Origin of the sequence: Streptomyces sp. NPDC086554 (genome assembly GCF_040686095.1) — a bacterium.
Classification (GTDB): domain Bacteria; phylum Actinomycetota; class Actinomycetes; order Streptomycetales; family Streptomycetaceae; genus Streptomyces.
The window spans coordinates 1-21518 of sequence record NZ_JBFBJK010000034.1; the positions used below are offsets into that span (position 1 = coordinate 1).

22 protein-coding genes and 4 pseudogenes are annotated in these 21518 nt (G+C 69.1%); 9 read left to right on the forward strand and 17 right to left on the reverse strand.

The window, feature by feature from the left end:
- Positions 1-134: 134 nt before the first annotated feature.
- Positions 135-389, reverse strand: a pseudogene (locus AB0O76_RS38165) (LysR family transcriptional regulator); the annotation flags it as partial.
- A gap of 449 nt (positions 390-838) precedes the next feature.
- On the opposite strand from AB0O76_RS38165, the gene AB0O76_RS38170 reads away from it, so the two are divergent.
- Positions 839-1690: an EamA family transporter gene (locus AB0O76_RS38170; protein ID WP_365501319.1), complete on the forward strand. Its 852-nt coding sequence runs from the start codon at positions 839-841 to the stop codon at positions 1688-1690.
- Positions 1691-1710: 20 nt separating this feature from the next.
- A complete protein-coding gene (locus tag AB0O76_RS38175; protein ID WP_365501321.1) occupies positions 1711-2349 on the forward strand; it encodes a hypothetical protein in 639 nt (212 codons plus the stop codon).
- A 138-nt stretch (positions 2350-2487) separates the two neighbouring features.
- Here the strand turns inward: AB0O76_RS38175 and AB0O76_RS38180 are convergent, their stop codons facing one another.
- From AB0O76_RS38180 to AB0O76_RS38190, 3 genes and pseudogenes are all read right to left on the reverse strand, one after another.
- Positions 2488-2790, reverse strand: a complete 303-nt coding sequence (locus tag AB0O76_RS38180; RefSeq protein ID WP_365501323.1) for a serine hydrolase — start codon at positions 2788-2790, stop codon at positions 2488-2490.
- A 73-nt stretch (positions 2791-2863) separates the two neighbouring features.
- A pseudogene (locus AB0O76_RS38185) lies at positions 2864-3163 on the reverse strand (peptidase); the annotation flags it as partial.
- Between the two features lie 188 nt (positions 3164-3351).
- Positions 3352-4017 carry an RDD family protein gene (locus tag AB0O76_RS38190; protein ID WP_365501325.1) on the reverse strand — a complete coding sequence of 222 codons (666 nt, stop codon included), beginning with the start codon at positions 4015-4017 and terminating at the stop codon, positions 3352-3354.
- Between the two features lie 290 nt (positions 4018-4307).
- Here AB0O76_RS38190 and AB0O76_RS38195 point away from each other — a divergent pair, with 290 nt between their 5' ends.
- Positions 4308-4997, forward strand: a complete 690-nt coding sequence (locus AB0O76_RS38195; RefSeq protein ID WP_365501327.1) for a DUF899 family protein — start codon at positions 4308-4310, stop codon at positions 4995-4997.
- Positions 4998-5031: 34 nt separating this feature from the next.
- On the opposite strand, the gene AB0O76_RS38200 is transcribed toward AB0O76_RS38195, so the two are convergent.
- The 3 genes from AB0O76_RS38200 to AB0O76_RS38210 form a co-directional block, all read right to left on the reverse strand.
- Positions 5032-5424 (reverse strand): VOC family protein, encoded by a 393-nt coding sequence (locus tag AB0O76_RS38200; protein WP_365501329.1) that lies wholly within the window; start codon positions 5422-5424, stop codon positions 5032-5034.
- Positions 5421-5723 (reverse strand): metalloregulator ArsR/SmtB family transcription factor, encoded by a 303-nt coding sequence (locus tag AB0O76_RS38205; protein ID WP_365501331.1) that lies wholly within the window; start codon positions 5721-5723, stop codon positions 5421-5423. The genes AB0O76_RS38200 and AB0O76_RS38205 overlap by 4 nt, the downstream gene beginning before the upstream one ends.
- A 307-nt stretch (positions 5724-6030) precedes the next feature.
- Positions 6031-7536, reverse strand: a complete 1506-nt coding sequence (locus tag AB0O76_RS38210) for a SulP family inorganic anion transporter (protein ID WP_365501333.1) — start codon at positions 7534-7536, stop codon at positions 6031-6033.
- A 416-nt stretch (positions 7537-7952) separates the two neighbouring features.
- On the opposite strand from AB0O76_RS38210, the gene AB0O76_RS38215 reads away from it, so the two are divergent.
- On the forward strand, positions 7953-8357 hold the full coding sequence (locus tag AB0O76_RS38215) for a MerR family transcriptional regulator (protein WP_365501335.1): 405 nt from the start codon (positions 7953-7955) through the stop codon (positions 8355-8357).
- Between the two features lie 37 nt (positions 8358-8394).
- On the opposite strand, the gene AB0O76_RS38220 is transcribed toward AB0O76_RS38215, so the two are convergent.
- The 4 genes and pseudogenes from AB0O76_RS38220 to AB0O76_RS38235 all read right to left on the reverse strand — a co-directional run bounded on the left by AB0O76_RS38220 (position 8395) and on the right by AB0O76_RS38235 (position 10912).
- Positions 8395-9126: a dienelactone hydrolase family protein gene (locus tag AB0O76_RS38220; protein WP_365501466.1), complete on the reverse strand. Its 732-nt coding sequence runs from the start codon at positions 9124-9126 to the stop codon at positions 8395-8397.
- 129 nt (positions 9127-9255) lie between these two features.
- Positions 9256-9501: pseudogene (locus AB0O76_RS38225) on the reverse strand (nuclear transport factor 2 family protein); the annotation flags it as partial.
- Positions 9502-9537: 36 nt separating this feature from the next.
- On the reverse strand, positions 9538-10128 hold the full coding sequence (locus tag AB0O76_RS38230) for an AAA family ATPase (protein ID WP_365501337.1): 591 nt from the start codon (positions 10126-10128) through the stop codon (positions 9538-9540).
- Between the two features lie 544 nt (positions 10129-10672).
- Positions 10673-10912 (reverse strand): hypothetical protein, encoded by a 240-nt coding sequence (locus AB0O76_RS38235; RefSeq protein ID WP_365501339.1) that lies wholly within the window; start codon positions 10910-10912, stop codon positions 10673-10675.
- A 135-nt stretch (positions 10913-11047) separates the two neighbouring features.
- On the opposite strand from AB0O76_RS38235, the gene AB0O76_RS38240 reads away from it, so the two are divergent.
- Entirely contained in the window at positions 11048-11449 is a 402-nt protein-coding gene (locus AB0O76_RS38240; RefSeq protein WP_365501341.1) for a nitroreductase family deazaflavin-dependent oxidoreductase, read from the forward strand.
- Between the two features lie 75 nt (positions 11450-11524).
- On the opposite strand, the pseudogene AB0O76_RS38245 reads toward AB0O76_RS38240, so the two are convergent.
- Together AB0O76_RS38245 and AB0O76_RS38250 are read right to left on the reverse strand one after the other, a co-directional pair.
- Positions 11525-12053 (reverse strand): annotated as a pseudogene (locus tag AB0O76_RS38245) (LysR substrate-binding domain-containing protein); the annotation flags it as partial.
- Between the two features lie 144 nt (positions 12054-12197).
- Positions 12198-13010, reverse strand: a complete 813-nt coding sequence (locus tag AB0O76_RS38250) for a DeoR/GlpR family DNA-binding transcription regulator (RefSeq protein ID WP_365501343.1) — start codon at positions 13008-13010, stop codon at positions 12198-12200.
- A 241-nt stretch (positions 13011-13251) separates the two neighbouring features.
- On the opposite strand from AB0O76_RS38250, the gene AB0O76_RS38255 reads away from it, so the two are divergent.
- From AB0O76_RS38255 to AB0O76_RS38270, 4 genes are all read left to right on the forward strand, one after another.
- Positions 13252-14199, forward strand: a complete 948-nt coding sequence (locus AB0O76_RS38255; RefSeq protein WP_365501345.1) for a sugar isomerase — start codon at positions 13252-13254, stop codon at positions 14197-14199.
- A gap of 200 nt (positions 14200-14399) precedes the next feature.
- A complete protein-coding gene (locus tag AB0O76_RS38260; RefSeq protein ID WP_365501347.1) occupies positions 14400-15236 on the forward strand; it encodes a class II fructose-bisphosphate aldolase in 837 nt (278 codons plus the stop codon).
- A gap of 138 nt (positions 15237-15374) precedes the next feature.
- Complete coding sequence (locus AB0O76_RS38265) at positions 15375-15992, forward strand: RNA polymerase sigma factor (RefSeq protein ID WP_365501348.1); 618 nt, start codon at positions 15375-15377, stop codon at positions 15990-15992.
- A complete protein-coding gene (locus AB0O76_RS38270) occupies positions 15985-16929 on the forward strand; it encodes a CU044_5270 family protein (RefSeq protein ID WP_365501350.1) in 945 nt (314 codons plus the stop codon). Before AB0O76_RS38265 ends, AB0O76_RS38270 begins: the two co-directional genes overlap by 8 nt.
- Here the strand turns inward: AB0O76_RS38270 and AB0O76_RS38275 are convergent.
- From AB0O76_RS38275 to AB0O76_RS38290, 4 genes are all read right to left on the reverse strand, one after another.
- On the reverse strand, positions 16926-18089 hold the full coding sequence (locus tag AB0O76_RS38275; RefSeq protein WP_365501352.1) for an NADAR family protein: 1164 nt from the start codon (positions 18087-18089) through the stop codon (positions 16926-16928). The two genes, AB0O76_RS38270 and AB0O76_RS38275, sit on opposite strands and share 4 nt — an antisense overlap.
- A 38-nt stretch (positions 18090-18127) precedes the next feature.
- On the reverse strand, positions 18128-19033 hold the full coding sequence (locus tag AB0O76_RS38280; protein WP_365501354.1) for a carbohydrate ABC transporter permease: 906 nt from the start codon (positions 19031-19033) through the stop codon (positions 18128-18130).
- The gene (locus AB0O76_RS38285; RefSeq protein WP_365501356.1) at positions 19030-19992 is read right to left on the reverse strand and encodes a sugar ABC transporter permease; all 963 of its coding nucleotides are present in this window, start codon (positions 19990-19992) and stop codon (positions 19030-19032) included. Before AB0O76_RS38285 ends, AB0O76_RS38280 begins: the two co-directional genes overlap by 4 nt.
- A 106-nt stretch (positions 19993-20098) precedes the next feature.
- On the reverse strand, positions 20099-21400 hold the full coding sequence (locus AB0O76_RS38290; protein WP_365501358.1) for a sugar ABC transporter substrate-binding protein: 1302 nt from the start codon (positions 21398-21400) through the stop codon (positions 20099-20101).
- Between the last annotated feature and the right edge of the window lie 118 nt (positions 21401-21518).

The following is a 21518-nucleotide window of genomic DNA, read 5'->3' on the forward strand; positions in this document are numbered from 1 at the left end:
CAAGCCCGGCAAGTCCTGACCAAATAGAGCCCGATCACGCGAGGGGCTGGGGAATTACGTGACCCCAGCCCTGGGGAATATCAAGACGTTCCACAACCGGCGAGGCGCAGCGTTCGATGCGACTCGGCGCCGTGCCGGGCCAGTTCGGCGCGCGCCTCCTCCCACTGGGCGCACAGGGTGTCCGCGTGACCGAGCAGCACGTGCCCCGCGGCAGTCAGGCGCAGGCGCCGCCCCTCCGGTTCGAGGAGTTCCGTCCCGACCTGGCGCGACAGCTGCCTCAGCTGCTGAGAGACGGCGGACGGCGAGAGATGCAACGCCTGGGCCGCCGCTGTCACCGTGCCCTGCGCTTGAAGTACGCGGAACGTCTGCAGGAGACCGAGATCAACCATGCAGTAATGCAACACGATTTCATGCCGCTTTTTGCGATGGACGTGCATGTTCGCGGCCGCGAAAGATGGGGCCATGGCTGAGCACGAGCATGAGCATCCTGAAACAAGCGAACGAGCGTGCCCCGCGTGCGGCTGGCCTGCGGAGCGGTCCGAAAACGTCGTCTCCCGTCATTCCGTCTCCGACGGAACCGTCGTGTACGCGCGTTGTGTGTGCGGTCTCCTGCGGGTGTGGCACGAGCCCTTCCGGCCGGCCGCGTCACGGTTGGTCGTCGCGGGGCTCGACCAGGCCGCCCGGGATACGACGTGGGGCGTGGCCTTCGGCACGGAGAGGCGTGGGTGTGAGCAGGGCACGCTCCGGACCTGAGCGTCGGCTCGCCAGGTGGCAGGTCGCCCCCGGAGCTCGCCGACACCGTCCTTCTTTCCCGGCACCGGCCCTCGTACTGGGCAGCGTGGTCAGCGTCCAGACCGGCCAAGCGCTCGGCAAGCAGCTGATCGGCGTCGTCGGAGGTCCCATGGGGGCCGTCGGACTGCGGCTGTCGCTCGCTGCCCTACTCCTGCTGATGGTGTGGCGTCCGAGCCGTACGCGCCGTACACGCCGTCTGCCCGCAGACCGGGAGAGCCGCCTGCTGATTCTCGCCTTCGGGACGGCGATCGCGGGCATGAACCTCGTCTACCTGGCCATGGAGCGCATGCCCCTGGGCGTTGCGATGACGATTCAGCTGACGGGTCCCCTGGCCGTGTCCCTGGTGACCTCTCGCCGCCCACGCGACGCGATGTGGGGTCTGCTCGCGGCGGCGGGGATCGCATGCTTCATGCTTCCCGGATCCTCCTCTTCGGACCCGCTGTCCATGACCGGTCTGGCCTTCGCCGTGGCAGCAGCCGTCTCCATGGGCGCGTATCTGCTGCTCAGTCAGAGAGCCGGCGCACGGATGTCAGGGGGAGAACCTCTCGCGCTGGCCGTGCTCTGGGCGGCGTTCCTGACGCTGCCCTTCGCCGTGGCGCAGAGCGGTACCACCCGGCTCGTGCAGCCCCAAGCTCTGGCACTCGCACTGCTGGTGGCCCTGTTGTCCGCAGCGCTCCCCTACTCCCTGGAACTGACGGCGCTTCGCCGGCTGCCCGCCGGGGTCGTTGGTGTCCTGCAAAGTCTGGAGCCCGTCGCGGCCGGTCTTGCGGGCCTGCTGCTTCTCGGCGAACGGCTCTCGACACTCCAATGGTTTGCCATTGCCCTCATCACTACGGCGTCGGTGGGCGCCGTCGCCGTTCACACCAGCCACCGGTCACGCCGGGCTCAGCCGGCTTGAGCCTCTAGTAGGTTGGGCCGATGCCCGAATCCCTGCCGCCCGGCGGCACTGTGCTCACCGCGGACGAATTGGAGGCCCGTTGGGTGGACGCCTGGCGTCCGGAACAAGTCGCGGAGCGCTTGGACGGGGTCGGTACGTCCTGGTGCGTCGCGGCGGGGTGGGCGCTGGACCTGTTCCGCGGGGAACAGTCGCGGCCGCACGGGGATCTGGAAATCGCCGTGCCCGCGGCGGGGTTCCCGGAGATCCAGAACCGCTTTCCCGAGTACGTGTTTGACGCGGTCGGTTCGGGGCGGGTCTGGCCAGAGGCGGGAGCGGACGTGCTGGCGGCCACGCACCAGACTTGGCTGCGCGATCCGGCGAGCGGTCAGTTCCTGTTCGACGTCTTCCGTGAGCCGCACGAGGGCGGGACGTGGATCTGCCGAAGGGACGAGAAGCTGCGCCTGCCGTACGGCGCGATCACCGAGCGAACGCAGGACGGGGTGCCGTACCTGGTACCGGAGTTGGTGCTGCTGTTCAAGGCGAAGGCACAACGGCCCAAGGATCAGGCGGACTTCGAGGGGGTGCTGCCGCTGCTGGGCCGGGCACGGCGGGATGCCCTCCGCGGGTGGCTCGAGCTCATCCACCCCGGGCATCCGTGGCTCGCGGAGCTGGCGGGGTGAGTCCCGTAGCTTCGAGAGGTAGCGGGACGCGTCGCCGAACTGGCGGCGCACACTCCCGACAGCCGCCCCATCCCGGTCGGGCCGACTGCCCGAGACTTCCTGGAAATGCTGCCCATACTGTCCACCGGCGAGGCCGTCTCACCGGTCAACCTGCAGGCCACCCGCTACTTCGCCCGGCCGGAAGTTGACCGCCAGTGCGTGGCTGCCGTCGCGGGTCGTCACCCCGACCGCGACCGTGCCGTGGAAGCTGCCGCCGTGTGCCCAGATTTCCTTGCCGCAGCTCGCCTTGGACTGCCGGAGGCCGAGACCGTAACGGAGGTCTGGGTTTCCCTCGTCCATCGGGACCGTTGTCGTCATCTCGTCCAGCTGCTTCTTCGGCAGCAGTTGGCCGCGCATCAGCGCCGTGAAGAAGCGGTTCAGATCCGCCGAGTCGGAGATCATCTCGCCCGCCGCGGATCTGCCCCTCCGCTTCCAGCTGGAGCAGCACGGTCGACACGAAGGTCTTGATGGTGCTGGCGACGCGGTAGCGGTCCTTGGCGCCGCGCGGCTGCTGGGTCTTCAGGTTTCCGACGCCCGAAGTGCCGTTCCAGGTCCCGTACTTGTCGATCGCCTGGCCGGTCACTCCGGGCACGCCGTCCTTGACGGCGGCGTCCATGGCCTGCTGGGTCGACCGGTGGCGGTCTCTCGCCTGGTCGCCGGCGGGGGCGGGCGCGTTAGCGGGGTCCGCTACGGCGGGCGCTGTGAACGACGCGGCAGTCATGGCTGCTGCCGCCACCGTGGCCGCCAAACCGACTCTCATCGTACGGTTTGTCATGTGCCGTCCCTCTCGTTGATGACGATCGACGGGAGGGACCCGGACGGTGTGCGCGAAGGTTGCCCGCCCACAGGGCGGTTGAGTGGCTTTCAGCCTTATTCAGGGCCGACACGGCCCGCTGCCCGGGAGGGCGGCGGGCCGTCGAGTCTTGCTGTGCGGCCCGGGTGTGCAGCCCGGGCCGGTCCAGCTCAGTGACCCCGCTGCCAGGCGGCGAGGTCCTTACGGCGTACGGAGCGGAGTCCGGCGATGTCCGTGTCGTAGAGCTCGCCGGTCCAGCTCTTCTTCACCGAGTACTCCGTGCTGCCGCCGAAGTTCTCCCGGAGCCAGTACCAGGGCTGCAGCGGCAGCCAGCACAGGCCGGCGAGCCAGCGGTTCAGGGCGCGGATCGGGCCGGGGCGGCCGGCGTCAGCTGCGCGCATCACGCGGATGCCGAAGAGCAGCTTGCCGACACTGCCGCGGAACAGCACCGTCAGGACGCACTGGTTGGTGAAGGACACCACCGGTATCAGGGCGTACAAGGTCCACCATGGGCTGGTCTCCGGGACCAGGTCGGCGATTGCCACCGCGCCGTACAGGGCGACTATCAGGTCGACGGTCACTGCGAGGTATCGGCGTGCTTCCCCTGCCAGGGTCGGCAGCCGGCTCGACGGTGTCTGCCCTGAAGCAGGCGTCCAGGCTGCGGAGTTCGGCGTTCCGTACGCCGCGGGCTCTCCGTAGGGTGTGGGTTGCCCGTAAGGCGCGGGTTGCCCGTAGGGCGCTTGCTGCGCGTAGGGATGCGGCGCTTGTGGTGCCTGGCCGCCATACGGTGCTTGTTGCTGAGCATGTTGTTGGTACTGCCCCCGATGATCATTCATGCCAGCATCATGCCTCACACCAACGGCAGCACTCCAAGCCCCCGATCCGGCTTCGCTCGACCCGCACAGGAACTCCACGGTGCCGTGGTGATCACACCGCCAGGTTCCAGGTACTCGGGCGAGCGCAGATGCGCCTCCAACGCGGCGATCTCCCAGATGTGGCCACCGGGATCACGGAAACTGGCGGTCCGGATTGCCCCGGTGGAAATGACCAGCCACCGATGAGTTCGACGACCGGACGAGGTCTACACCCACACACCGAAAGCTGCACACAGGATCAGTGAGGGACCATGAGCGCCAACGCACTACCTCCCGTCGTCGACGCCGACACCTGGCAGCATGAGCTCGACGCCGTGCGCGCCCGGGAGAAAGCCGCGACCCGGGAACTCGACGCGATCGCCGCCCAGCGCCGCCGTCTGCCGATGGTCAGGATGCCCGACTACACCCTTGAGGGCGAAGACGGACCGATTCGGCTGGTGGACATCTTCGAAGGCAAGCGGCAGCTGATCGTCTACAACCACATGTGGTTTCCCGGCGAGCAATGGCAGTGCCCGGGCTGTACGGGGTTCACCTCGCAGTTCACCCGGTTGGAATTCCTGGACAATTACGATGCCCGGTTCGTCATCGTCACCCAGGGCCCGATCGACGAGGCACTCGCCTATAAGCGGCGGGTCGGGAACCAGATGACCTGGTATTCCACCGCGAACAGCCCGTTCGGTACCGATGTCGGCGCACCGCCCGGCGGAGGATTCGCCGTCAATGTGTTTCTGCGCGACGGCGACACGGTCTATCGCACCTGGCACACCAACGGCCGTGGCACCGAGCAACTCAGCCACACCTTCCCGCTGATCGACGTGTTGCCGTACGGGCGGCAGGAGGAGTGGCAGGACTCGCCCGACGGTTGGCCGCAGGATCCGACGTACAGCCGGTGGGCCTCCGCCAAGGACATCGCCGCGCACTACGGCCCGGCTACCGACTGAGCCGTGGCCGAGCCCCGCCCGAAGCCGGGCGCGCCTACTGCGGCTGCGTCGCGATCTGGATCAGGTTGCCGCAGGTGTCGTCGAAGACTGCGGTGGTGACGGGGCCCATCTCCAGGGGCTCCTGGGTGAAGCGGACGCCGAGGCCCTGCATGCGCTCGTACTCCGCCTGTACGTCGTCGACGGCGAACTGTGCGAGCGGGATGCCGTCCTGGACGAGCGCGTCGCGGTACGTCTTGACGGCCGGGTGTCCTGCGGGCTCCAGGAGGAGTTCGGTGCCGCCGGGCTCGTCGGGCGACACGACGGTCAGCCACCGGTCCTTCTCGCCCACCGGAACGTCGTGCTTCTTCACGAAGCCGAGGATGTCGGTGTAGAAGCTCAGGGCCGTGGCCTGGTCGTCGACAAAGACGCTGGTCAGGTGGATCTTCATGGGGTGCTCTCCTGCGGTCCGGAGGTTTCGGGCACGGGCCATCGCTCGGCGATCTGCCGCAGCGGGGCCGTATGCAGGTCGTGGAACTTGTAGCGGCCCTCCCGCCTCGTCTCGACGAGCCCGGCAGCTTCCAGCACGGCAAGGTGCTGGGAGACTCCCTGGCGCGAGATGCCCAGCTGATGCTTCATGCTCAGCCGCGAGCAGATCTCGAACAGTGTCTGCCCGGACTCCTCCGTGAGCTCGTCGAGGATGATGCGGCGGGTGGGGTCGGCCAAGGCTTTGAAGAGGTCGTCGGCCACGACCCCAGGATAGGCAAATGCTCACTTGCCTATCAAGTCGAGGAGGGCCCCATCCCGAGTCGGCCCGTCGAATCAGCCGGCGTCCGCCCCAGGCCGGACGTGAACCGCTCGTCGGGGCGATGCGCAGGTAGTGACCAGGGCCCACCATGCCCACGACCTTCTGACGGCCCTGCGCGACGTTGCGGAACTTGCGGGTCCGCAGGACGGAGGCACCCGTACCTGGGTCCAAGCCAGGCTAGATGGCCCCCGAGCCGGCCGATGGCAATGCCCTCGCCACTAGCGACCTACAAGCACGAGGGCCGATTCGTCAGTGGCTGCCCGTGAGTTCGCCGCTGAGCTTTTCGTGGATCTGGGCGCTCGGGCTGTTCAGGCCGATGATCTCGACCTGCTTGCCGCGCTGGGCGTACTTCGCCTCGATGGCGTCCAGTGCGGACACGGACGAGGCGTCCCAGATGTGGGCCGCCGTGAGGTCGATGACGACCTTGTCGGGGTCGGTGGCGTAGTTGAACTGGCCGACGAGGTCGTTGGAGGAGGCGAAGAAGAGCTCGCCGGTCACGGAGTAGACCACGGTGCCGCCGTCCGGGTCCGTGACCGCGGTGACGTTGGCGAGGTGGGCGACGCGCTTGGCGAAGATGACCATGGCGGTGACGGAGCCGACGACGACGCCGATGGCGAGGTTGCCGGTGGCGACCACGCAGACGACCGTGATGACCATGACGGCGATCTCCCCCGCGGGCATCCGCTTGAGGGTCTTGGGGGCGATGGAGTGCCAGTCGAAGGTCGCGAAGCACACCATCACCATCACGGCGACGAGGGCGGCCATGGGGATGTCGGAGACGACCGGGCCGAAGACGATGCACAGCACCATCAGGAACGCCCCCGCCAGGAAGGTGGACAGGCGGGTGCGGGCGCCGGACACCTTTACGTTGATCATCGTCTGGCCGATCATGGCGCAGCCGCCCATGCCGCCGAAGAAGCCGGTGACGATGTTGGCGATGCCCTGGCCGATGGACTCGCGGGTCTTCGAGGAGTGGGTGTCGGTGATGTCGTCGACCAGCTTGGCCGTCATCAGGGACTCCATCAGACCGACCAGCGCCATGGCGAGGGCGTACGGCGCGATCGTGGTCAGGGTGTCCAGGGTGAAGGGCACATCGGGCAGGCCCGGCACCGGGAGAGACGACGGCAGCTCGCCCTTGTCGCCGACCGTCGGCACCGCGATGCCCGCGGCGACCGTGATCACGGTGAGGACGACGATGGAGACGAGCGGCGCCGGGATCACCTTGGTGACCTTCGGGAAGAACACCATGAGCGCGAGGCCGCCGGCGAGCAGCGGGTAGACGGGCCAGGGCACGTCATGCATCTCCGGGACCTGGGCCACGAAGACGAGGATGGCGAGGGAGTTGACGAAGCCGACCATCACCGAGCGGGGCAGGAACCGCATCAGCTTGGCGACGCCGAGCAATCCGAGGACGATCTGGAAGACGCCGGCCAGGATGACCGCTGCGACCAGGTAGCCCAGGCCGTGTTCGCGGTTGAGCGGGGCGATGACCAGGGCGACGGCGCCGGTCGCCGCCGAGATCATCGCGCGGCGACCGCCGACGATGGAGATGGTGACGGCCATGGTGAAGGACGCGAACAGGCCGATCGCGGGGTCGACCCCGGCGATGATCGAGAACGAGATCGCCTCGGGGATCAGCGCGAGGGCGACGACGAGGCCGGCCAGGATCTCGGTGCGCCAGACCTTCGGGTCGTTCAGCCAGTCGGGGCGCAGACCGCGCAGGCGCGCGGCCGGGGACAGTGCGGACGTGGACAAGACGAGTACCTGTCGTGCTCGGGCACACCCGGCCGTCGTCGGGGGCGTGCGGAAGGCGCCGGATGGCCGGGGTGGCCATCTGCGAAGCCCACGTACGGGTGCGGGCTGAAGTCAGAAGGCGGCAGCGGGCGCGAGCGGGAGTGCGCGCGGCTGCTTCAGGGGCGAAGGTTCACGGCGGGCAGGCGGCGGCGCTGGGCGTCTGAGGCATGCGCACGCTCTCTCCTGCAGGCATCGGGCTTCGCCGGGGGCATCATCGGCCCCGACACGGCTGACGGTGAGGGAGTCGATCCATCCCGCACCGTGACGCGGGGACAGCTTGGAGCCGCCCCCGGCGAACACGTACTCTAACCTAACGTTACGGTAGAGATCGACGCCGGCCGCCTGTGGCCTTGGCGACAGGAGAGAAGGGTGTCCGCGTGAGCGGCGAGCACATGCAGATCGGCGAGGTCGCCACGCGGACCGAGCTTTCGCTGCGCACCATCCGGCACTACGAGGAGACCGGCCTGGTCATCCCGTCCGCCCGCTCCCAGGGCGGCTTCCGCCTCTACACCGAGGCCGACGTCGCCCGCCTCATGGTCATCCGCCGCATGAAGCCGCTCGGCTTCACCCTCGACCAGATGCGCGACCTGCTGGACGCCACCGACCGCCTCGACTCCGGCGAGGAACTGGCGGCCGACGAGCGGGAGGCCCTGCTGGAGCGCGTGCGCGCCTACGAGCAGAGCGCGTCCGAGCAGACGGAGAAGCTGCGTACGCAACTGGCGCGGGCCGAGGAGTTCGCCGCCGACCTCCGCGAACGACTGGATCGGGTCACCACGGCCTAGCCTGCCCTTCTGGCGATGGCTGCCCTGAGGCTCTGGCTCACTCCGTCACGGGCAGACACTCGGCGAGCAGGTCGACGACGTCGCGCCAGGCTCGTTGCGCATGCTGCGGGTGGTGGCCGACGCCGGGGAGCACGGTCTGCTCGTGGTCGACCGGCGGGTGATGGAAGGCGTGCAGGGCTCCGCCGTAGACCATGAGGCGCCAGTCGACGCCCGCGGCCTGCATCTCGGCGGCGAAGGCGTCCCGTTGCGCGGGCGGCATGATCGGGTCCTCCGATCCGACCCCGGCCCACACGGGGCAACGGATGCGCGCCGCCTCGCCCGGTCGGCCCGTGGTCAGTGCGTTGACCGTCCCGATCACCTGCAAGTCGACGCCGTCGCGCCCGAGTTCCAGCGCGATTGCGCCCCCGGTGCCGTAGCCGATGGCGGCGATCCGGTCGGGGTCGGTTCGCGGTTCGGCGCGCAGCACGTCGAGTGCCGCGTGGCCGATGCCCCGCATCCGGTCGGGGTCGGCGAGCAGCGGGGTCACGTGCGCCAGCATCTCCTGTGGGTCGGTGAACCAGCGCCCGCCGTTGATGTCGAAGGCCAGGGCCACGTACCCCAGTTCGGCGAGGGCGTCGGCCCGGCGGCGCTGGAAGTCGTTCAGGCCCGGCCCCTCGGGCCCGATCAGGACTGCGGGCCGGCGGTCGACACCGGCGGGGAGCGCGAGGTGCCCGATCATCGTCAGACCGTCGGCCGGGTATTCGACCGTGTGCGTCGTAATCGTCGTCATCGTCGTCATGAGACGGGACGGTAGTGATCGTCGAGCCCGGCCGGGCCGAGCTTAGCCATCAGCAGAACAGCGCGGGCGTGGGGCTTTGCGGTGACGGAAGGCGAGTCTGAGCGAGCCCGCCGGAGACCGTCAGTCGTCGAAGCAGGCCCTGGCGACGGCGTAGGTGTCCTCGTAGAGGTGGTAGCGGGTGATCCGCCCGTCCCGGACCGTGGTGTGCAGGGCGAACGCGGTGTCGATGTCGCGGCCCGTCTTCTTGACCTCGGAGACCATGCGCCCGATGAGCACCACATCGTCGCCCTCGGCGATGATCTGGCGGAGGTCGAACTCCTTGGCCTGCACGTGGGTCCGCAGCAGCTCGAAGAACGTCCGCATGCCGTCCGCCGAGTCGAGTCCGCGCCGGTGACTCTGCTGTCATGTGCGCCGACCTTGCAGGCCGGATCCGATGGGCCCGGCGTGATTCACGCTTGGGCTGAGGCCGACCCTCGCCAGCACCTGCTCGGCCAACTCCTGGGGGGTCAACTCGCCGTCCAGGAACACCGTGCCGCCGGGCAGCGTGTCCGCCGCGGCCATGCACGCATCGATCCTGTCCTTGCCCCAACGCCGGACCCGCTCCTCCCTCTCAGGATCGTCAGGGAAGAAGGTCCGCCCGTCGATCCGTTTCTCCAGGACCTCGCGGGAGACCTTGAGGAAGAAGTGGTGGACGTCGATGCCGGCGTCCTTCAGCGCGCTGAAGATCTCGCCTACGTAGCCGGGGTTGACCAGGGTCATGGGAACCAGGACCGGACGCTGGTACTCCTCGACCAGGCCCACCGCCAGGTCGGCAACCTGCCGCCGCCACAGCCGAAGATCCTGGAAGTCACCGGTCGGTACCTCCACGATTTCCCGCAGCACAAAGCCGACCATCTCCGGGTCATAGACCAGGGCTTCGGGCCAGCGCGGGCCCAACTCCTCGACCAGCGTGCTCTTTCCGCTGCCGAACGCACCGTTCACCCAGACGATCAACGCGATCCTCCCCGTCCCGTGGCCTTGCCCGCACGTCGGGCCCGGCACCTCGGATCAGCATGCCAGGCGGCTGCCGGCTGGTTCGAGATCGCTTCCACGACACTCGCGATGCCGCTCGTCGTCGAAGGCGGTGGGGTCGACGCCCGCCGCGCCCACCAGCGCGACGGAGTGGCAGAAGCCTGCCAACGCGCCCCGCCAGCTCCTCCCGGTGCGTGGCGAAGGCGTCCTGGGAGCCGCTGAAGACGAACAGTGCCTCGGAGCGCCCGACACCTGCATGAACACGGACTCCGCCTGGCCCAGGAACTGGAAAAGCACCTGCGCAAGACGCTCGCCTGGCACCGCGAGGTCGACTTCGAGCCGGGGGCCGACGCCGCCTCGCCAGCGCCCATGCCCTCGCTGACCGGCCTGTGGAGGCCGAGCGTGGCGACGTGGATCGCATCACTGCCCGCGTCCTCGCGGCGCTGGGAAGCGAGGTGTTCGGCGCGGAGGACTGACGCGCCGGTCGACCACTGCCTTCACGACTTCGACGCCAGCTGCTCTGCAGCTACTCGGCAGGGTCCTCCTTCGCACGCCGGACGGCCTGCCGCACCGCATCGCCGACCTCGGAGCTGTCCTGCCCGGTCGCCTTTGCATGGTGCGCGATGGCTGCCTGCACCATCGTCGACGCCTCACGCCACCGGCGCTTCTGCACCGCGTACTCCTCACCCTCAAGGCCCGCGAGCTTCGCGCGCTCTTCCTCGGCCCAGCGTTCCAGCCTGATCAATTCATCCGAAATGTCTGCCACGCCCGGATCCTAGGACGGGTCCGGGACGATCGGGTGCGGCACCACTCCAGCGGGAAGCCTCGGGGTGAGTATGAGATCTGAGTCAGCACACCGAGAACACGCACGACCGCGTGCGGGCACGAAGGAGACCGGCAGATGCTGTTCGGCAAAGAGCACGTCGAGCGTTACGTAGCGACCGATGGCGTGGAAGGCCACGATTGGCAGGGCACCACGGTACTGATCCTCACCACCATCGGCCGCAAGAGCGGTCGGCAGCGCAGCACTCCGCTGATCTACCAGCCTTACGGCGATGCGGTGCTCGTGGTGGCCTCCAACGGCGGAGCCGACGCGCCGCCCCTGTGGTACCGCAACCTCGAAGCCAACCCTGAGGTCCAGGTGCAGGTGAAGGGGGACAGCTACACCGCCCGTGCGCGTACCGCGAGCCCGGACGAGAAGCCGGACATGTGGCGGACCATGGCCGCCACTTGGCCCGCCTATGACGATTACCAGCGCAAGACCGACCGGGAAATCCCGGTGGTGGTCCTGGAACGCGTCTGACAGAGGCAGCGGGCAGCGGACCCCGGCTCCCGTTGAGCCGGGGGTCGGCAGCTCCCTCCCGAGGCCAGCACCGGCCGGGTGCGGGTTGGCCGTTCGGTGCAGGAATGAGTGGGGGTAGACCGGTGTCGGTCCTTCTACCGGGATCCGCCGCAGGTCGTGGGTCGTCGGGACCGACCGCGTCGATCCGCAGGTCGAAGGTCTCGGTGAGCTCGTCGTAGTACGCCGCCCACTCGGTGCCCTGCTTGATGCCCGGGATCCAGATCCGGTGCCCTGTCAGGTCCGCCGGGGTCAAAGACTTGGCGGAGGCGAGCGGGTGGCCCGGTCCGACGAGCAGTTGCAGCGGGTCGTCCAGGACGCGCTCGGCGCTGACGCCCTCGGGCAGGTCGCCCGCGGCTACGGCTCGGAAAGTCGCGTCGATCTCGCCTGCCGGCACGGCCTCGATCGCCGTGGTCGCGTTCGCGTCCGAGAGCGTGACCACGTCCAGGTCCGCGCCGGGCTGGGACTGGTAGAAGCCTCGCAGGGCCAATGCGGGGGCGATGCGCCGGTGGAGTACGTCGACTCGAAGCGCCCGCTCACCGGGACGTACGGAGGCGGCGGCCCGTTCCCCAGGCCGTCCGATCCGCTGAGGGACCTGCTCCATGGACGCTGCCTTCTGTGGATCGCGACGTCTCGCGAGCATCCTCGCCCCGGCCCGGACCTGCGGCGCCCCGGCAGCAGAGGGGCGCCACCCGGCCTCAACTCCTTCACGTCACACCGCGATCACCTTCACGCCGGCCTCCGTGAGGCGTGCGGACGATTCCGGGGAGATGTTGACGTCGGTGACCAGGGTGTCCACCCGGTCGAGGTCGCAGATTCTGGCGAAGGCGCGCTTGCCCAGCTTGGACGAGTCGGTCACGACGATGACGCGGTTGGCCCGCTCGGTGAAGAGCCTGCTGACGCCGGCCTCGTCCTCGTGGTGCGCCATGATGCCGAGCTGCGGGTCGATCCCGTCGACTCCGAGAACGGCGGCGTCGAGCACGACCTCTTTCAGTACGCCACCGGTCAGCGGCCCGACGAGTTCGTAGGACTGCGGGCGGGCGACGCCGCCGGTGGACACGATCTTGACCTGGGGGCGGACGGCGAGTTCGGCGGCGATGTTGAGGGCGTTGGTGACGACGGTCAGCGCGGGCGAGGAGGCGACGGGGGCTCCCGCTTCGGCGCCGTCCCGCCGGCTGCCGCCGACCCGTAGCGCGAGCACCCGGGCGACCTCGGTGGTGGTCGTACCGCCGTTGAGGCCCACCACCTCGCCGTCGCCGATGAGGTCGGCGGCCGCCGCGGCGATGCGCTGCTTCTCGGGCGCGCGCCGGGACATCTTGTAGCGCAGCGGCAGTTCGTAGGAGACGCCGTGGGCGACCGCGCCGCCGCGTGTGCGGACCAGCATCTGCTGCTCGGCCAGTTCGTCGAGGTCCCTGCGGATGGTGGCGCTGGAGACGTCGAGGGCGCCCGCGGCCTCCTCGACCTCCAACCGCCCCTCGGCGGCCAGCAGTTCAAGCAGCGCGCTCCAGCGGTCGCGTTTGGACATTGTTCTGGGACTCCTGCCCGCTCCGTCTGATCCACCGGCCTGTCTGATCCACCGGCCCTGTCACTGATCGTAGGCACGGAACCTCAACATGAACAGTTCGCACACTCACTATGCTCGATTCTGCACGTTTCAGTGCTCCAGCAAGCAACTATTGACATCATGCATGTCGATACGACAGCGTGCCAGGCGCAGGAGACGTCTCGTCGTCGCCCGTCTGTCCCCTCACCAAGGAGCACTCGCCATGGCCGCCCCGCACACCTGCCGCACCTCCCTGGAGATCGCTTCCCAGCCGGACACCTGGCGCCGGGCCGCCGCTTCCGCCGACTCGCTCTCCACCGCCCTGCCCCGGCGCGGTGAGCGCGTGGCCGTGGTGGGCTGTGGCACCTCGTGGTTCATGGCCATCGCGTACGCGCAGCTGCGGGAGACCGGCGGGCACGGCGAGACGGACGCCTTCGCCGCGTCCGAGTTCCCGACCGGGCGTGACTACGACCGGGTCCTTGCCATCACGCGGTCCGGGACCACGACGGAGGTCCTGGACCTGCTCGCCCGCCTCAAGGGCACCATTGCGACGTCGGCGATCACCGCCGATCCCGCCACCGCCGTCATGGACCTGGCCGACAGCGTCGCCGTCCTGGACTTCGCCGACGAGGAGTCGGTGGTCCAGACGCGCTTCGCCACCTCGGTCCTCGCCCTGCTCCGCGCGCATCTGGAGGCGGAGGGCGCCCTGCCGGACGGGGTGCGTCCGATGGCCGGTGCGATCGAGGACGCGCAGCGCGCCGTCGACGCCCCGATCGGCGACGACGTGCGTGGCGCCGAGCAGTTCACCTTCCTCGGCACCGGCTGGTCCTACGGGCTCGCGCTGGAGGCCGGGCTCAAGATGCGTGAGGCGGCGGGCGCCTGGACCGAGGCGTATCCGGCGATGGAGTACCGGCACGGGCCGATCAGCATCACCGGACCGAACCGCGTGGCGTGGCTGTTCGGAACCGCTCCGCAGGGCCTGGCCGACGACGTCGCCAAGGTCGGCGGCGCCTTCGTCGCCGGTTCCGAGGCTGCGGGCGGACTCGATCCGCTGGCCGACCTGATCCTCGTACAGCGACTTGCGGTCCTCATCGCGCAGGACCGCGGATACGACCCGGACCGACCCCGCAACCTGACCCGCTCCGTGATCCTGGCCGACGGTCAGGCCTGATCGCGGTGGCGCGGCCACCCGTCTGTCCGCCCTGAACCGGCGCCGCGTTCGTGGTGAGGCCGCGAGGCAGCGAGGCGTTGGGCGCTCGTGCTTGGGGCGACCCGACGCCTCACCCTCGCAGTACAACGCCCGCACCCTCCCCCCGGCCAAGTCCCTTACGCCCCACACGCGTTCAGCAGCCACTCCTCTGGAGAAGCCCCATGCCCCTCTCCCCCACCGGCACCATCACCCACGCCGCCGGCCAACAGCGCTCGGGCGTCGGCGCCTTCAACGTCGTCCAGATCGAGCACGCCGAAGCCATCGTCGCCGGCGCGGAAGCCGCACAACGGCCCGTCATCCTCCAGATCAGCGAGAACACCGCCCGCTACCACGGCGCCCTGGCCCCGCTCGCCCTGGCGACCCTCGCGATCGCCCGCGCCGCGCACGTCCCCGTAGCCGTCCACCTCGACCACGCCGAATCGGCCGACCTGGTCCGTGAAGCCGTCGAACTCGGCTTCACCTCCGTCATGTTCGACGCCTCGACGCTGCCGTACGAGGAGAACGTGGCCGCCACCCGCTCCATCACGGAGTACTGCCACCGCGCCGACGTCTGGGTCGAGGCGGAGCTCGGGGAGATCGGCGGCAAGGACGGCGCCCATGCCCCCGGTGTCCGCACCGACCCCGACGAGGCCCGTGCGTTCACCGACGCCACCGCCGTCGACGCGCTCGCCGTCGCCGTCGGCAGCTCGCACGCCATGCACACCCGCGACGCCGCCCTCGACTTCGCCCTCATCCAGCGGCTCCGCACCGCCCTCGCCGTCCCCCTGGTCCTGCACGGCTCATCCGGTGTCAGCGACACCGACCTGGCCAAGGCCATCGCGGCCGGCATGACGAAGGTGAACATATCCACCCATCTGAACAAGCTGTTCACCAGTACGGTGCGTGCACGCCTCGCCGCGGCGCCGGACCTCGCCGACCCCCGCAAGTACCTCGGCCCCGCCCGCGACGCCGTCGCCACGGAAGTCACCCGGCTCCTGGGGATCCTCAGCCAGCCCTGACTTCCGGCGCTCGAGATCTGCTTTCGATACAGGCTCCAGGAGCCAGGGGGCCCGAGGGAACTCGCCGGGGGCGAGCGGCGAAGGAGAGGTGAAAGCCCAAGCCTTCGAAGCATGTTCCCTTGAACGAGAGGAGCCCCGATGACCGTCGAGCCAGGCGTCCGCACGGGGGCGGAGAGTGATGCCTCGGTGATTGCGCGGTCCCGGGACGAGCCCGAGGCATTCGCCGTGCTCTTCGACCGATACGCGGAAGCGGTCCATCGTTATCTGGCTCGTAGGCTCGGCGGCGAGCCGGCCGACGACCTCATGGCGGAGACCTTCACCACTGCTTTCCAGCAGCGGCACCGTTACGACCCCTCGCGGGCCACGGGCGATGGCGCCCGGCCCTGGCTGTTCGGCATAGCGACCAATCTGGTCGGCCGACACCGGAGGGCTGAGGCGCGCCGCTTCAAGGCCCTGGCCCGCATCCCGGCTCCGGCCGATCACGAGGAGCCGCTGGCCGACCGTGCTGCGGCCCGGGTGGGGGCACAGGCCGTAGGCCGCGAGCTGGCAGCGGCACTGGCTGCACTGCCCGCGCGGCACCGGGACGTGGTGTTGCTGGTGGCGTGGGGCGGTCTCGGCTACGAGGAGGTGGCCCAGGCCCTCGGTGTCCCCATCGGCACGGTCAGATCACGGCTGCACCGGGCTCGCAGCAAGCTACGCGAAGCGTTGGGCGGATCCGATCCGACGACACTGCGAGAGGTATCCGACCATGACTGACGAACTCGAACTCCTGCGGGACTGGGACGCGGACGCGGCCCCGCTCACCGAACCGGCCCGAGCGAAGGCCCGCCACCGACTCCTGAACACGATGGCGCGCGCGGAGCGGCACACCGACGCCGCCCCCAGCCGCCGCCACGCGCTCCGCCTCGCGACAGCCGCCGTGGCCGCTGTGGCGGTGACGGGAACGGCGGTACTGATCACCGAGGGCGGCGCCGACGAGACCCCGCGGATGGGCAACGTCAGCGCCGCAACGGTACTTAACGGGGCAGCAGTGCGGACGGGTAGGCACGAGAAGACTGTGGCGCCGCGCGACGACCAGTTCATCTACTCGAAGCGGGTCATCAAGGAGACGGAGCGCAAGACCGGCGCGGTCAAGACATACGAGGACGTGAACTGGGACTCAGTGGACGGCTCCAAGCGCTCCTTGACCATGGAGCTCGGCCGGGTGATCTGGGAGAAGCCCTTGGAGAAGGGCGAGGGCGTGTGGCCGCCTCGGGAGTGGAGCAAGCTGAAGAAGCTGCCGACCGACCCGAAGAAGCTCATCCCGAAAATCATCGGCGTAGGAACGTCCAGCAAGCCGATCAGCGACTTCACCAAACACGACTGGTACGACGCCTACTTCATGCTCGGCGAGCTCCTCAAGTGGCCGGTGCTGCCCCAGGGGCTGCGTCCAGCCGCGTACGAGGCGCTGGCCCTGGTGCCCGGGGTCACAGCGATTCCGGGGGTGAAGGACTCTGCCGGGCGCACCGGGGTGGGGATCTCATACCCCAAGAGTCCGTTCGCGAAGGGCAAGTACCTCATCTTCGATCCGGAATCCTATGAATTCCTGGGCTTCCGGGACGAGCGGACTTCGGCGTCCGGCGACAAGACGTACATCCAGCTGTCACACGTGGTGGACTGGGCGATCGTCGACCGGTTGAAGCAGCGCCCCTAGCTTGCCGTTTCGTTCGGGTGTGGCTGTCGTCGATACGGAAACGCCCGTCGGGCGACGAGACGGGCGCGGGTCAACTCCAGTAGGCGGCCCACCCAGTTGCGTCCGCGGCCGTCAGCGGCGTCCCTCCAGTACGGGGAGTCCGACAGGCCGGTGTAGCTGATCACGCTGTCCCCGGTGGCGAGGAGGATCTCGGCGAGCTCGGGGTGCTGAGTGAACTTCGCGTCCAGCAAGCCGTCCATCACCGCCGGCCGCATCCTGGGCCAGTCCGCTCTCCGCTCCACCCGGCCGCCCATCTCGTGCGCGTCCCGAACGCTCGGCGCGTCCCGTATCCGGTCGTGGTCGAGGGGGTCGGCCGCCGACAGGGCCCAGTAGCCGTGGCTCACGGAAGGGTAGGTTTCCCCGGCGAACACCACCGGCGCCGGGTACTCGTTGCGCAGGACGAACGGGCCGAGCGCGTCCGGCCAGCCCTGCGGATAGACCGTTTCCAGCGAAGTGAGGGCGGCCCGGCCCGCCTCGGCCGGATCGTCGGCGTACCGCATCGCGCGCTGTTCCTGCGCCCGTTCGACCGCCTGGTCCACCTGATGGAAGTAGTCCAGGGCCTGCTGGTGCATGTCCGGTGTCGCCACCGGGCCGTCCCCGTCGACGGCCTCCCCCACCTCGGTGAGCAGAATCCGCAGCGGGCGGTCCTGGTGGTCCATGTCGCCGAGTACGAAGACACGCAGGTGCGGTGGAACCGCGAGGTAGGCCTCTCGCAGTGCGGTGCGGTTGGGCTCGCCGGGGTCCTGCTGGAAACGCCGGATCGCCTCCCGGCAGCGCTGCCCGGCCGTGGGCCGCCCGCTCAACTCTTCGACCTTGTCGGCGACTTCGAGGAGGAATCCCTGCGGGGTCAGTGGTTCGCCGTATCGGGCACGCCACTTCGACGGTGGGGCAGGAGCCGTTGGCGCTCCCGGCTCCGTGATCGCGATGTCGCCCGATGCCAGGAGCTTCTCCTGGCCGGGCAGGTCGGTCCACTCCTCGCACTTGACCGCGCCGTCCGCGAAAACGATCAGATCGTCGAGGAAGTGCCCGTCATCCCACGCTCTGCGCCGCCAGACGTGGCACCAGGCCCCGTCGATCGTCTGCCCGTCCACGGTCCGATGTGTCGGTTCTCGCCATGTCATCGGAGCACGCTATCCCCGGAAGCGGAGAGCCGCCCACGTCACTTGACCGCGCCCGCCGTCATCCCCGCACGCCAGAACCGCTGCAGCGCCAGGAACGCCACGATCAGCGGGACCACCGACACCAGCGAACCCACCACGACCAACGACGCCGGAACCGCCACTCCATGAGCGGCGTTCCACCCGACAAGACCCACGGTGACCGGCTGCAGGCGGTCGTCCCCCAACACCATCGCGGGCAGCAGGTAGTTGTTCCAGATCTCCACGAACTGGAACAGGAAGATCGTCACCAGCGCCGGCAGCATCATCGGCAACGCGATCGTCCGGAAGATGCGGAACTCCCCCGCGCCGTCGAGGCGTCCGGCCTCGATCACCTCGGCAGGCACCGCCTGGGCGGCGAAGACCCGTGCCAGATAGACGCCGAACGGGCTGACGATGCTGGGCAGCAGCACGGCGAGGGGATTGTTGATCAGGCCGACCTCGGAGAACATCAGGTACAGCGGCAGCGTGAAGAGGATCTTCGGGACCAGTACGGCCGCGAGGACCGCCCCGAACAGCGCGCCCTTGCCCCGGAATTCGTACTTGGCAAGGAGGTAGCCGGCCATCGCCGACAGCAGGGTGGCGCCCAGTGCGCCGATCCCGCAGTACAGGACGCTGTTGAGCATCCAGCGCCAGAAGATGCCGTCGCTCTGCGCGGTCAGCCGGCTGAGGTTGTCGAAGAGGCCGAAGCCGTCGAACCAGAGTCCGCTGCCGCTGAATTGGCGGCCGAAGGGCTTGGTCACCGAGACCAGGAGCCACCACAGCGGGAAGAGGAAGTACGCGGTGGAGATCAGCAGCAGGGTCAGGACGACGCCGCGGCCTGCCGCCGTGGTCTCCCGGCGCGGCGCCGTCGTGGCGGTGCGGCGCGCCCCGGACGGGGCGGCGGGTCGCGTCACGGTGGTGCTCATGCCTTGTCACCCCGGTTGGTCAGCTTGAAGAAGACGAAGGACAGCACGCCGACGGCGACGGCGAGGATCACCGACTGGGCGGCGGCGTAGTGGTAGTTGCCTGCCGCCACCGCCGACTGCGCGGACATGATCGGTGTGAACGTGGAGGAGACGGAGCCGCCGGAGATGGGCTGGAGCACCGTCGGTTCGTTGTAGAGCTGTGCGGAGCCGATGATCGAGAAGACCGCGGTGAGCACCAGTGAGCTGCGGACGGCCGGGATCTTGATGTTCCAGGCGATCCGCAGGGCGGACGCGCCGTCCATCTTCGCGGCCTCCAGGACCTCACCGGGGATCAGCTGCAGCGCACTGTAGATAATGATCATGTTGTAGCCGGTCCAGCTCCACGTGACGATGTTCGCCACCGACCACAGGACCGAGCCGCTGGAGAAGAACGGGATCTGGATGCCGAGCGGCTCGACGAGGTTGTTGATCGGGCTGGATTCGGCGGAGTACATGAACGACCACACCAGGGCGGCACTGACGCCCGGGATCGCGTAGGGCAGGAACGACGCGAGACGGAAGAACCCTTTGCCGCGGGCCGACTTGGCGTCGATGAGCAGGGCGAGGCCGAGGGCGAGGCCCAGCATCAAGGGGACTTGGACGACGGCGAACAGGCCCACCCGGCCAAGCGCGGCGAGGAAGTCGTGGTCCCCGAAGGCCTGCGCGAAGTTGTGCAGCGGGTCGAACTCCTTGGTCGGCGCGGTCAGTCCGAGGCCCGAGCGCTTGACGACGTACAGGCTGCTCACCGTCGCGTAGGCGATGGGCGCGATGTACATCGCCGCGAACAGGGCCACGAACGGCCCGCCGAACAGCAGCAGGGTGCGCTTGGTGAGTGCCGTCTCCCGGCCGCGGCGCCTGGGCGGCGGGGCGTCCTGCCGCGGTGGTGCGGCAGGTTCGGCCGCGCTGAGTGTTGTGGTCACGAGCTCTCTTCCGGTTCGACGCCTGGCGGGGCGGCCGGTCCCAGCGGCCGGCCGTCCCGGGTGGATCGGGAGCAACGAGTGCATCGGGAGCGACGGGGCGTCCGCCCTACTCGGTCACCTTCAGGCCCTGGTTCTTCAGTTCGCCGACCGTCTTGTCCTGGGTGGTGCGCAGGGCGTCCTTGAAGGTGCCCTTGCCGGCCCAGGCCTTGCCCAGCGCGTCGTCCAGGTCCGCGGAGGTCTTGGTCATGACGGGGCCCCACGTCCAGTCGGATTTGACCTTGGGTGCCGCGGCCGCGAAGACGTCGTAGATCTTCTGGCCGCCGAAGTAGGGGTCCTTGGCCTTGAGTTGGGGCAGGTCGAGGAGGGCGGGCGCGGCCGGGTAGAGCGATGCCTTGTCGACGAGACCGCCGTACGCCTTGCGGTCGGTGCTCAGCCAGTGGGCGAAGGTCCACGCGGCCTCGGTGGACTCGCAGCCCTTGAGGACCGCGGTCGCCGAGCCGCCCGCGTTGCCGACCGCGGTGTCGCCCGCCTGCCACTGCGGCATCGGCGCAACGGCCCAGTCGCCGGAGCCGTCCTTGGCGCCGCCCTTGATGACGCCGGCCTGCCAGACGGCGCCCACGACGGACGCGATGTTACCGTTGCCAATTCCGGTGTACCAGGACTGGTCGTACATGGGGGCCTTGCTGATCAGGCCGTCGTCGGCCAGGCCCTGCCAGTATCCGGCGACCTTCTCATTGGCCTTCGATGCGAGGCCCACCTTCCAGGCGTCGCCGTCGATGCCGAACCAGCTGGCGCCCGCCTGCCAGGACAGACCCGCGTAGTCGTAGTTCAGATAGGGCGAGGAGATGTAGCGCTCGGGGTCGGATGCGTGGATCTTCTTGGCCTGGGTCCTGTACTCGTCCCAGGTCTTCGGCGGCTTCAGGTCCAGCTCGTCGTAGACCTTCTTGTTGTAGAAGAGGGCCATCGGGCCGGTGTCGACGGGCGCCCCGTACACCGCGTCCCCCAGGGAGACCGAACGCCAGGCCGCCTGATGGAAGTCGTCCTTGTCGCCGTTCGCGTACTTCGATACGTCACTCAGGGCGCCCTGCGCGGCGAAGCTCGGCAGCGTCTCGTAGCCGACCTGGGCCAGGCAGGGCGCGTTGCCCGCCTGCACCGCGTTGAGCATCTTCTGGTAGCCGCCCTTGGCGCCGGGCTGCACTTCCTGGTACTCGACCTTGATGTCGGGGTGCGATGTGTTGAACGCCTTGACCGCGTCGGCGTACCCCGGCGACCAGCCCCAGAACTTCAGCGTCCCGGTCCCGTCACCGCCGCCGGCGGAATCCGAACCGGACGACGAGCATCCGCCGAGCACCAGCGTGAGAGTGACGGCTGCGGCGATGCCCGCTACGCGCATACGGGTCCTCTGCACGGCCCCTCCTTGTGTTCGTGGGCAGGGATCAGACCCGGACACCGAGGGCGGGGCCTGCTGTGGGATCGATGCACCATGGGCCGCATGAGGCCTCATTCGGCGCACCGATGGCCGGAAC

Bases quoted from the DNA above. Each gene is read 5' to 3' on its own strand.
- AB0O76_RS38255 (WP_365501345.1), top strand. From the start codon at position 13,252: ATGGCCGCCCCGCACACCTGCCGCACCTCCCTGGAGATCGCTTCCCAG.
- AB0O76_RS38240 (WP_365501341.1), top strand. From the start codon at position 11,048: ATGCTGTTCGGCAAAGAGCACGTCGAGCGTTACGTAGCGACCGATGGC.
- AB0O76_RS38260 (WP_365501347.1), top strand. From the start codon at position 14,400: ATGCCCCTCTCCCCCACCGGCACCATCACCCACGCCGCCGGCCAACAG.
- AB0O76_RS38280 (WP_365501354.1), bottom strand. From the start codon at position 19,033: ATGAGCACCACCGTGACGCGACCCGCCGCCCCGTCCGGGGCGCGCCGC.
- AB0O76_RS38270 (WP_365501350.1), top strand. From the start codon at position 15,985: ATGACTGACGAACTCGAACTCCTGCGGGACTGGGACGCGGACGCGGCC.
- AB0O76_RS38265 (WP_365501348.1), top strand. From the start codon at position 15,375: ATGACCGTCGAGCCAGGCGTCCGCACGGGGGCGGAGAGTGATGCCTCG.
- AB0O76_RS38220 (WP_365501466.1), bottom strand. From the start codon at position 9,126: ATGACGACGATTACGACGCACACGGTCGAATACCCGGCCGACGGTCTG.
- AB0O76_RS38190 (WP_365501325.1), bottom strand. From the start codon at position 4,017: ATGAATGATCATCGGGGGCAGTACCAACAACATGCTCAGCAACAAGCA.
- AB0O76_RS38275 (WP_365501352.1), bottom strand. From the start codon at position 18,089: ATGACATGGCGAGAACCGACACATCGGACCGTGGACGGGCAGACGATC.
- AB0O76_RS38180 (WP_365501323.1), bottom strand. From the start codon at position 2,790: ATGATCTCCGACTCGGCGGATCTGAACCGCTTCTTCACGGCGCTGATG.
- AB0O76_RS38250 (WP_365501343.1), bottom strand. From the start codon at position 13,010: ATGTCCAAACGCGACCGCTGGAGCGCGCTGCTTGAACTGCTGGCCGCC.
- AB0O76_RS38200 (WP_365501329.1), bottom strand. From the start codon at position 5,424: ATGAAGATCCACCTGACCAGCGTCTTTGTCGACGACCAGGCCACGGCC.
- AB0O76_RS38195 (WP_365501327.1), top strand. From the start codon at position 4,308: ATGAGCGCCAACGCACTACCTCCCGTCGTCGACGCCGACACCTGGCAG.
- AB0O76_RS38175 (WP_365501321.1), top strand. From the start codon at position 1,711: ATGCCCGAATCCCTGCCGCCCGGCGGCACTGTGCTCACCGCGGACGAA.